This is a genomic window from Microbacterium sp. NPDC055312, from assembly GCF_053645675.1.
Genome location: NZ_JBSHMU010000007.1, coordinates 19,103 through 32,243 on the forward strand (window position 1 = coordinate 19,103; position 13,141 = coordinate 32,243).

Below are 13,141 nucleotides of genomic sequence, written 5' to 3' on the forward strand. Positions count from 1 at the left end.
CGCACCGCCCCCGCGACGGCTCAGGCGGTGAAGTAGGCGCTCGAGGCGTTGTCGAGGATGCGGCGCATGCCGTGCATCCAGTTGATCTTCAGCGCCTCGACGGCTGCCGGCACGTCGCCCGCGGCCAGGGCGCGAGCGATGGCCGCGTGCTCCGCGGCGACGCGCTCGACCTTGACGTCCTCGCCCACGAGCAGCGACTCGTACCGGTGGAAGGATCCGCGCACGCTCTCGATCACGTCGAGCAGCCGCTTGTTCGGGCACACCGACAGCATGACCCCGTGCCATTCGTCGTCGCGGCTGATCACGAGCCGGTGCTCGACGAGCTCCTCGCGGAACGCATCGGCCAGCTCGACCAGGCGCGCGCCCACCACCTTCAGCTCGTCGACGGGGCTCAGCTCGAGAGCGAGGCTCTCGAGCGCCGCCATGACGGGGGCGAGATCCTCGAACTCGCCCGCGCTGAGGGGCACGAAGCGGAACCCCTTGCCGTTCTCGCTGGTGATCTGGCCTTCGGACTCGAGGGCGATCAGCGCTTCGCGAAGGGGCGTCCGGCTCACGCCGAGCTCGGCGGCGAGCTGCACCTCGTTGATGCTCTCCCCCGGCTTCGCCAGCCCGGTGCGCATGCGCTCGAGCAGTTCGCCGCGCACCTGCGAGCGGAGGTTCGTTCGTTCGATCGCCATGTGGTTGCCTCCCGAGCGCCAGCCTAGGGCTTGACCGGTTTCTCGATCCGCCTTAGTGTGTTGTATACAGAATACATTGAACAATGTACGGCGTCCACCACTCAGTGAGGAGTTCTCGTGACCGAGCACCGCGACGATGAGCGCATCCGGGAGGTCCGGATCGACGCCCTCGCCTACGGCGGCGACTACAACCCCGACCAGTGGTCGGAGCAGACGTGGCACGAGGACATCCGTCTCATGAAAGAGGCCGGCGTCACGATGGTGAGCCTGCCGATCTTCAGCTGGCCGCAGCTCGAACCCGAGCCCGGCGTGTACGACTGGGGCTGGCTCGACCGCATCCTCGACCTGCTGCACGAGGCCGGCATCCGCATCGATCTCGCGACCGCGACCGCCACGCCGCCCTCCTGGCTGCTGCGCGCACACCCCGAGATGGGCCCGTCGGACTCGGAGGGCCACCGGCTCGAGTTCGGCTCCCGCCAGACGTACTGCCCCTCGTCGCCGATCTGGCGCGAGAACGTCGCACGCATGGTCCGCGCGATGGCCGAGCGCTACGGCGAGCATCCGGGGCTGGCGATGTGGCACATCTCGAACGAGTACGGCGACCACGTCTCGCGGTGCTGGTGTCCCGAATCGGCGCGGCACTTCCGCCGCTGGCTGCAGAACCGCTACGGCGACCTCGACGGCCTCAACGAGGCGTGGGGCGTGAACGTGTGGGGCCAGCGCTACACGTCGTGGGATCACGTCGAGACCCCGAGGAAGGCGCCCGGCCCGATCAACCCCACCCAGCTGCTCGACTTCGAGCGGTTCTCGTCGGATGCCATGCTCGAGCTCTTCCAGATCGAGATCGACGCACTGCGCGAGGTGACGCCCGACATCGCCGTGACCACGAACTTCATGAGCATGTTCCGCGACCTCGACTACTGGGACTTCGCGGCCGTCGAGGACATCGTCACCGATGACGCTTATCCCGAGCCCGCCGATCCGACCTCGCACGTGGGCGCCGCGCTGAACTACGGCCTGATGCGCTCGCTCAAGGGCGGCCGCCCGTGGCTGCTGCTCGAGTCGTCGGCCAGCGCCACCAGCTGGCGCGACATCAATGTGCCGAAGGCGCCGGGCAAGATCCGCGTGGAGAGTCTGCAGGCCGTCGCGCACGGATCCGACGCGGTCATGTTCTTCCAGTGGCGCCAGGCCAAGTACGGCCAGGAGAAGTTCCACTCGTCGATGCTCGGCCACCGCGGCGAGAAGTCGCGCAGCTACCAGGAGACGAAGGCGCTCGGTCTGGAGCTGAAGAAGCTCGAGCCGGTGCGCGGCACTCGCGTGCGTTCCCGGGTGGCCCTGGTCGTCGACTGGGACTCGTGGTGGGGTTCCAGCGCCGTCGAGTCGCTGCCGTCGCAGCGTCTGCAGTGGGCGCAGCAGGCCCGCGCCTGGCATCGCGCGCTGCACACGCTCGGCCACCCGGTCGACACCGTGCGCGCCACGGGCCCGTTCGACAAGTACGACGTGGTCGTCGTGCCCAACCTGTACATCGCCGAGCAGCCGCAGGCCGACGCCCTGCGGGCCTTCGTCGACGGCGGCGGACACCTGATCGTCGGGCCGTTCTCGGGCGTCGTCGACAGCACCGAGAAGGTGCACGACGGCGGTGCGCCCGGACCGCTGCGCGACCTGCTCGGCGTCGAGGTCGACGAGCAGTGGCCGATCGCCGACGGACTCGTCGAGCACATCGCGTACGGCGACAGCACGATCGACGTACCCGGCTGGGCGGAGTGGATAGAGGCGGATGCCGATGTCGAGGTCCGCGGTCGCTACGCGTCGGGCGCGCTCGACGGTCTGCCCGCGGTCACCCGGCGCGCCCGCGGCGCCGGCTCGGCGGCGTACGTGAGCGCCATGCTCACCCCCGACGGCTCGCTCACCGTGTTCGGCGACCTGCTCCGCGCGGCGGGCCTCCCGGTGCGCGAGCACGTCGACGTGAACGCCGAGGCCGTCACCCGCGCCGACGACGACACCGACTACACGTTCCTGCTCAACCACGGCACCGAGCCCGTGACGTTCCGGGTGCCGGCATCCGGAGTCGACCTGCTCACCGGAGCCGACGTCGCCGACGCGATCGAGCTCGCCGGCTACGGCGTCGCGGTCGTCGCCGCTCCCCGGGCGGCCGGGATCCCGTTCATCACACTGACCACATCCACTGCGAAGGAGCAGGCATGACGCATCCGTTCGTGCATCCGTACATTCCCAACACCGCGCCGGAGACGCGTGCGGCGATGCTCTCCGCCGTCGGCGCGGGATCGGTCGACGAGTTCTACGCCGACGTTCCGGAGTCGCTGCGCCTGGGTCGCCCGCTCGACCTCCCGGCGCCGTTCGTCGCCGAGCAGGATCTCGCCCGCCACGTGCGCGGCCTGCTCTCGAAGAACCGCTCGACGCAGGAGCGCCTCAGCTTCCTCGGCGCGGGCACCTACAACCACTACGTGCCGGCCGTCGTCGACGAGGTCATCCACCGCAGCGAGTTCCTCACCGCCTACGCCGGCGAGCCGTACGAGGACCACGGGCGGTTCCAGGCGCTGTTCCAGTACCAGTCACTGATGGCCGAGCTGCTCGAGATGGACGTCGTGAACGTGCCGACCTACGACGGCTACCAGGCCGCCGCCACCGGACTCGCCATGTCGGGCCGCATCACCGGGCGATCCCGCGTGCTCGTCGTCAGCGACGTGCTGCCCGCCAAGCTGGCGAAGGTGGCCGACTTCGTGCGGGCGCACCTCACCCTCGAGCACGTCGCCACCGTGAACGGCACAGCCGATGTCGCGGCCGTCACGGCAGCCCTGGGCGACGACGTCGCCGCGGTGTGGGTCGAGACGCCGAGCGCGACGGGAGCCGTCGAGGCGGCCCTGCAGCGGATCGCCGACGCCGCGCACGAGGCCGGTGCCGTGCTCGTGGTCGGCACCGACCCGATCGGCTACGGCGTTCTCACCCCGCCCGCGCTGCACGGCGCCGACATCGTCACCGGAGACATCCAGTCGCTCGGCCTGCACCAGTGGTTCGGCGGCGCTCACGGTGGGTTCATCGCCGTGCACGACGACACGCGCTTCGTCATGGAGATGCCCTCGCGGCTGTTCGGCCTCGAATCCACCGACGTGCCCGGCGAGTACGGCTTCGGCGACGTCGCCTACGACCGCACCTCCTTCGCGCACCGCGAAGAGGGCAAGGAATGGGTGGGCACGGCCGCCGCCCTGTGGGGCATCGCCGCGGGCGTGTACCTCGCGCTGATGGGACCCGAGGGCATGGCCGAGCTCGGCGAGACGCTGCTCGCCCGCACCCGTTATGCGCAGCACGCGCTCGCCGCCATCGACGGCGTGACGCTCGACGACGACGCGGTGCACCTGCGCGAGTTCACCGTGACGCTGCCTGTTCCGGCATCCGACGTCGTCACCGCGCTAAGGCGGAAGGGCATCGAGCCCGGCGTCGTGGTGGGCGAGCACCGCCTGCTCGTGTGCGTCACCGAGATGACCACGCAGTCCGACATCGACACCCTCGCCGCGGCGCTCGCCGCGGTCACCGCACCCGCTCTCGCAGAGGAGACGAAGTGACCCTCCCCGTCGCACCCAAGCCCGCCCTGCGCCGCTTCCAGCAGGCGCGCTGGGACGAGCCGATCATCTTCGAGCTGTCCACCCCCGGTGAGCGCGGCGTGCTCGTCTCGCAGGTCGAGCCCGGCATCCGCGAGGCCGTCGGCGACGTCGTCGCCGCGCTGCCCGAGTCGCTGCGCCGCCCGTCGAAGGCGAAGCTGCCCGAGATGGGGCAGATGCGCGTGCTCAAGCACTACCTGCGCCTGTCGCAGGAGAACCTCGGCGCCGACTTCAACGTCGACATCGGCCAGGGCACCTGCACCATGAAGTACGCGCCCAAGATCAACGATCAGCTGGCCGCATCCCCGCAGATCACCGCCATGCATCCGCACCAGGACCCCGCTGACGCGCAGGGCGTGCTCGAGATCCTGTGGCGGCTCGAGCGGATGCTCGCCGAGATCTCGGGCATGGACGAGGTCTCGCTGCACACGCAGGGGGGCTCTGCCGCGATCTGGTCGAACATCGCCATGATCCGCGCCTACCACGAGGCGAACGGCGAGGGCGAGCAGCGGCGCGAGGTGATCACGACCATCTTCAGCCACCCGTCGAACGCCGCAGCCGCCAAGGCCGCCGGCTACGAGGTCATCACGGTGTACCCCGACGCCGACGGCTACCCGTCGCTGGAGGCACTGAAGGCGGCGCTCTCGCCCCGCACGGCCGCGATCATGGTCACCAATCCCGAGGACACCGGCATCTACAACCCGGCGATCAGGGAGTGGGTCGACGCCGCGCACGCCGTCGGAGCCCTCGCCTCGTACGATCAGGCCAACGCGAACGGCATCCTCGGCATCACCCGTGCCCGCGACGCGGGCTTCGACGTGTGCCACTTCAATCTGCACAAGACGTTCGGCACCCCGCACGGCTGCGGCGGCCCCGGCGCGGGGGCCAACGCGGTGAGCGCCGCGCTCGCTCCGTTCCTTCCCGGACCGCGCGTCGTGCGTCAGGACGACGGCACCTTCGCCGTCGCCGAGGCTGCGCGGCAGTCGATCGGCGCGGTCGGCCCGTTCTTCGGCGTCATCCCCGCGCTGGTGAAGGCATACGCGTGGATCATGGCGCTCGGCGCCGAAGGGCTGCTGGCCGCCGCCGAGACCGCGGTGCTGAACAACAACTACCTGATGGCCAAGGTGCTGGCGATCCCGGGCGCCTCAGCACCATACGCGACCGGCCGGCGCCGGATCGAGCAGGTGCGCTACTCGTGGGAGCAGCTGCACCAGGAGACCGGCATCTCGTCGGAGGAGATCGGCATCCGGATGTCGGACTTCGGCATGCACTACTGGACGAGCCACCACCCGTACGTCGTGCCGCAGCCGTTCACCCTCGAGCCGACCGAGTCGTACTCGATGGCCGAGCTCGACGAGTACGTCGCCGCGCTGGCCGAGGTGGCGCGCGAGGCGCGCGAGACCCCGGAGGTGGTGCGCACCGCCCCGCACAACCAGACCGTGCACCACACGCACCACGACTCGCTCGACGATCCCGAGCGCTGGGCGGTCACGTGGCGGGCGTACGAGCGCAAGTACCCGATGACCGAGTCTGGGCGCCGCTTCGCCGCAGCCCGAGCCTGATCCCGTGATCGGACTGGTCGTCAACCCTGTCGCCGGAGTCGGCGGGCCTGCGGGTCTCGCCGGCTCCGACGGCGCGGAGGTGCAGCGCCTCGCGATCGCGCGCGGCGGGCACTCGCGTGCACAGGAGAGGGCGACCATGGCGCTGCGGGTGGTCGCCGCCCGGCATCCGGCCCTCGTCATCGCCACCGCGGCCGGTGCGATGGGAGCGGACGCTGTGCGCGCCGCCGGGCTCGTTCCCTGGGTCGTGCACGAGCCGGGCCCCGCTGCGGAGTCACCGAGCGCAGGAGAATCCGCGATCGCAGGAGCATCGGCCGCGGATCGTCCTGTGCCGGCGAGTTCTCCTGTGCTCGTGCGGTCCACGACCACGGCATCCGACACCTCCGCGGCCGTCGCGGCGCTCGCCGCTGCGGGCGCGACGTTGATCCTCGTCGCCGGAGGCGACGGCACCCTGCGCGATGCGGCCGCTGGGCTCGCCGAGCCGCGCGAGGCCGGCGCCTGCGCCTGCGCCGCCGCCGACGTAGGAGAACACGCGAGAGCAGGAGGATCTCCCGCGGATTCTCCTGCCTCGGCGGGTTCTCCTACCTCCGGACGGGCGGATGCCGGACGGGCGGCCTCCGTACGGGCGGATGCCGGGTGCCGGGATGCCGGATGCCGGGATGCCGAGCCGCCGGCCGTGCTGGGCATCCCGTCGGGCGTGAAGATGTACTCCCCGGTGTTCGCGGTCAGCCCGCGCGCGGCCGGCGCCATCGCGGCCGACTGGGCCGACGCCGTGCTGCCCACCGCCGAGCGCGAGGTGCTCGACGTCGATGAGGCCGCGATGCGCCGCGCCCGCGTCGAGCCGCAGCTGTTCGGAATGCTCCGGGTGCCGTTCCGCGTGGGGCGCACGCAGGCGCGCAAGGCCGCGACACCGGCATCCGAAGCCGCCGCCGTCGCGGCCGCCGCACGTGGCGCGGTCGCGCGGATGCGGCCGGGCGTGCGCTATCTGCTCGGCCCGGGCGGCACCACCGCCGAGATCGCCCGCCAGCTCGGCATCGAGAAGTCGCCGCTCGGCGTCGACGTGATCCTCGACGGCCGACGGCTGCTGTCGGCCGCGAGCGAGGCGCAGCTGCTCGACGAGATCTCCCGAGGCCCCGCGCAGGCCGTCGTCACCGTGATCGGCGGCCAGGGCTTTCTGCTCGGCCGCGGCAACCAGCAGCTCTCGGCCGCGGTGATCAGCGCGCTCGGCGACGACCCGCTCATGGTGGTCGCCCCCGAGCAGAAGCTCATCGACCTGCATGGCCGTGCGCTCATCGTCGAGACCGGCGAACCCGTCGTCGACGAGCGGCTGTCCGGCCACATCCGCATCATCACGGGCGCCGCCACGACCAGCCTGTACGCCGTCGCCGCCCCCGACCTCGTCCCCTGAACCGGCCCACCCGAAACGACCACTCAACACAGTAAGGAACCTCATGCGTCTCGAGAACAAGAAGGCCATCGTCACCGGCGGCGCCGGCGGCATCGGCCGTGCCACCTCGCTCGCCTTCGCCGCCGAGGGCGCCGCGGTCGCCGTCGTCGACCTGAACGCCGACGCAGCCGAGGCGGTGGCCGAGGAGATCCGCGCCGCCGGCGGAACCGCCGTCGCGATCGCGGCTGACGTCTCGAGCGAAGACGACATCATCCGCGTCGTGGAGACGGCGAACGAGTCGCTCGGCGGCATCGACGTCGTGTTCAACAACGCCGGCATCATCCGCCGCACCACCGCCGTCGAGACCACTGTCGAGGAGTGGGACCGCGTGTTCGGCGTGAACGTGCGCGCCATCTTCCTGATGTGCAAGCACGTCGTGCCGATCATGAAGGCGAACGGCGGCGGTTCGATCGTCAACACCGGCTCGGGTTGGGGGCTCAAGGGCGGCGGTCGGGCGATCTCGTACTGCGCGTCGAAGGGCGCCGTGGTGAACATGACTCGCGCGCTGGCCATCGATCACGGACCCGACGGCATCCGGGTCAACTCGGTCAACCCGGGGGACGTCGACACCGGGATGCTGCGCGACGAGGCCCGTCAGCTGGGACAGGACCAGGCCGGATTCCTGGCCGAGGCGGCCGAGCGTCCGCTGAACCGGATGGGGCAGCCGAGCGAGATCGCGGCGGCAGTGGTGTGGCTCGCCAGCGACGACTCGTCGTACGTCACCGGATCGGCGCTCGTCGTCGACGGCGGCGGCATCGCGTGACCTGCTGACCACGCCCGAGCGACTCCTTGGTTGGTAAGGCTTACCTAACCCGTGTTACGTTAGGTGAGCCTTGCCGAACCCGGCGCGATCCGCGCCGCGACCGAATCCGAAGGAATCGCTGTGCGCACTCCCCGCCTCCTCGCCCTCGCTGCCGCCGCATCCCTCGCCGTCGGCCTCGCCGGCTGCGCCTCCGCAGCCGATGACAGCCCCGGCGACTCGACCGCCGGCAGGGCCGGATCCTCGGGCGGGGCGTTCCCCGTCACCATCGAGCACGCTTACGGCGAGACCGTGATCGACGCCGAGCCCGAGCGGGTCGCGACTGTCGCGTGGGCGAACCACGAGGTGCCCCTCGCGCTGGGCATCGTCCCGGTCGGCATGAGCAAGGCCACCTGGGGAGGCGACGACGGCGACGGCATCCTGCCCTGGGTCGAGCAGAAGCTCGACGAGCTCGGCGGCGAGACCCCCGTGCTGTTCGACGAGACCGACGGCATCGACTACGAAGCCGTCGCCGACACCGCCCCCGATGTGATCCTCGCCGCGTACTCCGGACTCACGCAGGAGGAGTACGACACCCTGTCGAAGATCGCTCCCGTCGTCGCCTACCCCGACGTCGCATGGGGCACCTCGGTCGAGGACATGATCGAGATGAACGCCGCCGCGCTCGGACTCGAGAAGCAGGGCGAGGCCCTCGCCGAGCAGCTCGACACCGACGCAGAGGCGGCGCTCGCGCAGCATCCGGCTCTGAAGGATGCGAAGGTGCTGTTCGGCTACTTCGACATGAGCGACCTGTCGAAGATCGGTTACTACACCGCCGCCGACACCCGCCCCGGCTATCTGCACGAGCTCGGCCTGCCGCTGCCGAAGATCGTCGAGGACAGCGCCGACAGCGACCAGTTCTACCTCGAGGTGTCCGCCGAGGAGGCGCAGAGGTTCGACGACGTCGATCTGTTCGTCACCTACGGAGACGATTCCACCGTGGCGACCCTGCAGGCCGACCCGCTGCTGTCGAAGATCCCCGCGATCGCCGAGGGCCGCATCGCGATCCTGCCCGACGCGACGCCGATCGCGGCATCGGCCAACCCGTCGCCGCTGTCGATCCCGTGGGGCCTGGGCGACTACTTCGACATCCTCGCCGCACCGCTGGCCCGATAAGACCCGCGCATCCGGAGACTCCCGCTCGTGACCTCCACCGCCGCATCCGCCCCGGCTGTCGCGCATCCGCGCCGGCCGGCGCCGGCGCGCACCTCGTGGCTGATGGCGGGTGCCGCGGCGCTGGTCGTGCTCAGCATCCTGTCGATCTCGTTCGGGGTGCGCACGGTGACGATCGACGACGTGCTGGCCGCGCTGTCGGGGCATAACGACACGATCGAGCAGGCGGCGATCATCAAGCGGATGCCGCGCACGGCGCTGGCCCTGCTCGTCGGTGCGGCGCTCGCCATGGCGGGAGCGGCCATGCAGGCCGTCACCCGCAACCCGATCGCAGAACCCGGCATCCTCGGCGTCTCCAACGGCGCCTCGCTGGCCGTGGTCATCGGCATCGCCTCGTTCGGGCTGAGCGACCCGTTCGGGCAGATGGCCTTCGCGATCTCGGGTGCCGCGGTGGCGGCGGTCTTCGTCTACGCGGTCGGCTCCCTCGGCCGCGGCGGTGCCACTCCGCTCAAGCTCGCACTCGCGGGTGCGGCGACCTCGGCCGCCTTCGCCTCGCTGATCAGCGCGATCATGCTGCCGCGCGTCGACCTGCTGCAGAGCTTCCAGTCGTGGCAGGTGGGCGGCGTCGGCGGTGCGGAATGGTCGCGCATCGCGGTCACCGCGCCGGTGCTCGCGCTCGGCGCCCTCATCTGCCTGCTGTCCGCCAGGGGGATGAACTCCCTCGCGCTCGGCGACGACATGGCCAGAGGGCTGGGCGAGAACGTCGCCCGCACCCGCATGCTCGCAGCTCTCGGCGCCGTGATCCTCGCCGGCGCCGCCACCGCGATCGCCGGCCCGATCGGCTTCGTCGGGCTGGTCGCGCCGCACGTGTGCCGGATGATGATCGGCACCGATCATCGGTGGCTGCTGCCGTTCTCGGCGATGGTCGGCGCGGTGCTGCTGACGGCGAGCGACATCGTCGGCCGGGTGATCGCCCCGTCGGGCCAGGAGATCCAGGTCGGCATCATCACGGCGATCATCGGGGCGCCCTTCTTCATCTGGATCGTGCGCCGGCAGAAGGTGCGTGAGCTGTGAGCACGCGCGAGCGCACCGCAGGCGCACATGCCCCGGCGAAGATCCGCATCCCGACCGGGCACACGCTCGAGCAGCCGACCGACACCGGCGCGCAGCGCGTCGCCGGCATCATCGCCGGCCGCCGCGCCCGCCGCCGCCGCCACGCAGCCGCCACGATCACGCTCGCTGCGCTGGTGTTCCTGCTCTTCGCCGTCGCGCTCATGGTCGGCGACCGGTTCTACAGTCTCGAGCAGATCGTGCGGGTCGTGCTGGGCGAGACGGTGCCCGGAGCCTCGTTCACCGTGGGCGAGCTGCGCCTGCCGCGGGCCGTGCTGGCGGTGCTCACCGGTCTCGGCTTCGGGATGGCCGGCGTGACGTTCCAGACCCTGCTGCGCAACCCGCTCGCCTCGCCCGACATCATCGGCATCTCGCACGGCGCCGGTGCTGCGGCGGTGGTCGGCATCCTCGTGCTCTCGCTCGACGGGCCCGCAGTGTCGCTGCTCGCACTCGGCGGCGCGATCGCCACGGCCGCACTGATCTACGCCCTCTCGATCCGGGGCGGCTTCGCCGGCACCCGGCTGATCCTCATCGGCATCGGGGTCGCGGCGATGCTCCAGAGCGTGACCTCGTACCTGCTCTCGCGGGCGGCGAGCTGGGACATCCAGGCCGCGATGCAGTGGCTCAGCGGCAGCCTCAACAACGCCTCGTGGGAGCGCGTGCTGCCGATGGCCGTCGCCGCGGCGGTGGTGATGCCGCTCATGCTGTCGCAGGGGCGCTCGCTCGGTGCGATGCAGCTTGGCGACGACTCCGCCGCCGGCCTCGGGGTGCGGGTGAACGCGACGCGCATGCTGTTCATCCTCGGGGCGGTCGCTCTGCTCGCCTTCGCCACGGCCGCCGCCGGCCCCATCGCCTTCGTGGCGTTCATGGCCGGGCCCATCGCCGCGCGCATCACCGGTCCCGGAGCGAACCTGCTGCTGCCCAGCGCGCTCGTCGGCGCGGCACTCGTGCTCGGCAGCGACCTGCTCGCCCAGTTCGCCCTCGGCGCGCGCTATCCGGTCGGGGTCGTGACCGGCGTGCTCGGCGCCCCCTTCCTGATCCACCTGCTCATCCGCACCAACCGCTCGGGAGGCTCCCTGTGACCGCGGCGCACACTCTCGCGGCCGAATCCGTCACGCTCGCGTACGGCGATCGCACGGTGATCGAGGGGCTCGATCTGTCGATCGCGCCCGGCCGGATCACTTCGATCGTCGGGGCGAACGGATGCGGCAAATCCACGCTGCTTCGTGCACTGGCGCGCCTGCTCACCCCGGCTGAGGGCCGGATCGTGCTCGACGGCGCCTCGGTGCACGCTCGCCCGTCGAAAGAGGTCGCGCGCGTTCTCGGGCTGCTGCCGCAGTCGCCCGTCGCACCCGAGGGGATCGCGGTCGCCGATCTCGTGGGCCGGGGGCGGCACCCGCATCAGCGGATGCTCGCGCGCTGGAGCGCCCAGGACTACGCGGTCGTCGCCGATGCTCTCGACGCGACCGGCATCAGCGATCTCGCCGATCGCAGCGTGGACGAGCTGTCGGGCGGTCAGCGCCAGCGGGTGTGGATCGCGATGGCGCTCGCGCAGCAGACCGACATCCTGCTGCTCGACGAGCCGACCACGTTCCTCGACGTCGCCCACCAGGTCGAGGTGCTCGATCTGCTCACCGACCTCAGCGTCTCACGCGGCACCACCATCGTGATGGTGCTGCACGACCTCAACCTCGCCGCCCGGTACAGCGACGAGCTGGTCGCCATGAAGGACGGCCGGGTGCACGCGGTCGGGGCGCCGGGTGAGATCCTCACCACCGAGCTCGTTCACGAGGTCTTCGGCCTCGCCAATCAGATCACCGTCGACCCCGTCTCGGGCAAGCCGATGGTCACCCCCATCGGGAGGCATCATGTCCACTGACACCAAGACCCGGCCCAGCTACCTGCTGGCGCTCGCCGAGGTGCGCGCGGTCGAGCGGGTCTCGCCGAATTTCGTGCGGATCACGTTCGGCGGCGACGAGCTCGACGAGCTCGGCACCCCCGGCGACACGTTCGACTCGCGCATCAAGATGATCTTCCCGCCCCGACCGGATGCCGTGCCGCCGATCGACCGGGACGGCGACGACTGGTGGGGATCGTACCTCGCCGTTCCCGAGCACGAGCGCGGCGCGATGCGCACCTACTCGGTGCGCGAGCTGACGGTGACCGATGCGGGCACCGAGATCGTCGTCGACTTCGTGCTGCACCTGCGACCGGGCCTCACGGGCCCTGCCTCCCGGTGGGCTGCAGGAGCACGGGTGGGGCAGCCGATGTTCATCGTCGGCCCGCGCCGCGGGGTGACTGCTCGTGAGCACGGCGGCGCGGAGTTCGCGCCCGGCGAAGCGCGCTCGGTGCTGCTCGCCGGTGACGAGACGGCGGCACCGGCGATCGCCCGCATCCTCGAAGACGCCCCGCGCGACCTGCGGGGCACCGCGTTCATCGAGGTGCCCGAGCCGGCCGACGTGCTCGAGATCGCAGCACCCGCGGGCGTGGAGATCACCTGGCTGCCGCGCGGCGACGGCGACGCGCACGGGGCGTCGCTCATCCCGGCGGTGCTCAGCCATCTCGGCGACGCGCACACGCACGTCGACGTGCACGATGTCGAGACCGAGGAGCTGCTCTGGGAGACCCCGGTGCACTCCAACCTGGGCGAGCGGATCGCCGCGGCGCACGCCCCCGCCGACCGGTACTTCTGGATCGCCGGCGAGAGCGGCGTGGTGACGACCCTGCGCCGTCACCTGGTCAAAGACCTCGGCGTCGACCGTGCGCAGGTGGCGTTCATGGGGTACTGGCGCCGCGGCGTCGCCATGCGCGGCTGAACG

At 71.1% G+C, this 13,141-nt stretch carries 11 protein-coding genes; 10 read left to right on the forward strand and 1 reads right to left on the reverse strand.

The window, feature by feature from the left end; genetic code table 11:
• Nucleotides 1-20: 20 nt before the first annotated feature.
• Nucleotides 21-677, reverse strand: a complete 657-nt coding sequence (locus ACWIDW_RS13475; protein WP_454125834.1) for a GntR family transcriptional regulator — start codon at nucleotides 675-677, stop codon at nucleotides 21-23.
• Nucleotides 678-794: 117 nt separating this feature from the next.
• On the opposite strand from ACWIDW_RS13475, the gene ACWIDW_RS13480 reads away from it, so the two are divergent.
• The 10 genes from ACWIDW_RS13480 to ACWIDW_RS13525 all read left to right on the forward strand — a co-directional run bounded on the left by ACWIDW_RS13480 (nucleotide 795) and on the right by ACWIDW_RS13525 (nucleotide 13,138).
• The gene (locus ACWIDW_RS13480) at nucleotides 795-2,882 is read left to right on the forward strand and encodes a beta-galactosidase (protein ID WP_454125835.1); all 2,088 of its coding nucleotides are present in this window, start codon (nucleotides 795-797) and stop codon (nucleotides 2,880-2,882) included.
• Complete coding sequence (gcvPA, locus tag ACWIDW_RS13485; protein ID WP_454125836.1) at nucleotides 2,879-4,258, forward strand: aminomethyl-transferring glycine dehydrogenase subunit GcvPA; 1,380 nt, start codon at nucleotides 2,879-2,881, stop codon at nucleotides 4,256-4,258. Before ACWIDW_RS13480 ends, gcvPA begins: the two co-directional genes overlap by 4 nt.
• The gene (gcvPB, locus tag ACWIDW_RS13490; protein WP_454125837.1) at nucleotides 4,255-5,856 is read left to right on the forward strand and encodes an aminomethyl-transferring glycine dehydrogenase subunit GcvPB; all 1,602 of its coding nucleotides are present in this window, start codon (nucleotides 4,255-4,257) and stop codon (nucleotides 5,854-5,856) included. The genes gcvPA and gcvPB overlap by 4 nt, the downstream gene beginning before the upstream one ends.
• Nucleotides 5,857-5,860: 4 nt before the next feature.
• The gene (locus tag ACWIDW_RS13495) at nucleotides 5,861-7,261 is read left to right on the forward strand and encodes an ATP-NAD kinase family protein (protein WP_454125838.1); all 1,401 of its coding nucleotides are present in this window, start codon (nucleotides 5,861-5,863) and stop codon (nucleotides 7,259-7,261) included.
• Between the two features lie 43 nt (nucleotides 7,262-7,304).
• Nucleotides 7,305-8,063, forward strand: coding sequence for an SDR family NAD(P)-dependent oxidoreductase (locus tag ACWIDW_RS13500; RefSeq protein ID WP_454125839.1), 759 nt, complete (start codon nucleotides 7,305-7,307; stop codon nucleotides 8,061-8,063).
• A 120-nt stretch (nucleotides 8,064-8,183) separates the two neighbouring features.
• Nucleotides 8,184-9,215, forward strand: a complete 1,032-nt coding sequence (locus ACWIDW_RS13505) for an iron-siderophore ABC transporter substrate-binding protein (RefSeq protein WP_454125840.1) — start codon at nucleotides 8,184-8,186, stop codon at nucleotides 9,213-9,215.
• Nucleotides 9,216-9,242: 27 nt separating this feature from the next.
• Nucleotides 9,243-10,286: a FecCD family ABC transporter permease gene (locus ACWIDW_RS13510; protein ID WP_454125841.1), complete on the forward strand. Its 1,044-nt coding sequence runs from the start codon at nucleotides 9,243-9,245 to the stop codon at nucleotides 10,284-10,286.
• Between the two features lie 47 nt (nucleotides 10,287-10,333).
• Entirely contained in the window at nucleotides 10,334-11,404 is a 1,071-nt protein-coding gene (locus tag ACWIDW_RS13515) for a FecCD family ABC transporter permease (protein ID WP_454125891.1), read from the forward strand.
• Nucleotides 11,401-12,201, forward strand: a complete 801-nt coding sequence (locus ACWIDW_RS13520) for an ABC transporter ATP-binding protein (RefSeq protein ID WP_454125842.1) — start codon at nucleotides 11,401-11,403, stop codon at nucleotides 12,199-12,201. Before ACWIDW_RS13515 ends, ACWIDW_RS13520 begins: the two co-directional genes overlap by 4 nt.
• Nucleotides 12,191-13,138 carry a siderophore-interacting protein gene (locus ACWIDW_RS13525; protein WP_454125843.1) on the forward strand — a complete coding sequence of 316 codons (948 nt, stop codon included), beginning with the start codon at nucleotides 12,191-12,193 and terminating at the stop codon, nucleotides 13,136-13,138. The genes ACWIDW_RS13520 and ACWIDW_RS13525 overlap by 11 nt, the downstream gene beginning before the upstream one ends.
• Nucleotides 13,139-13,141: the final 3 nt, after the last annotated feature.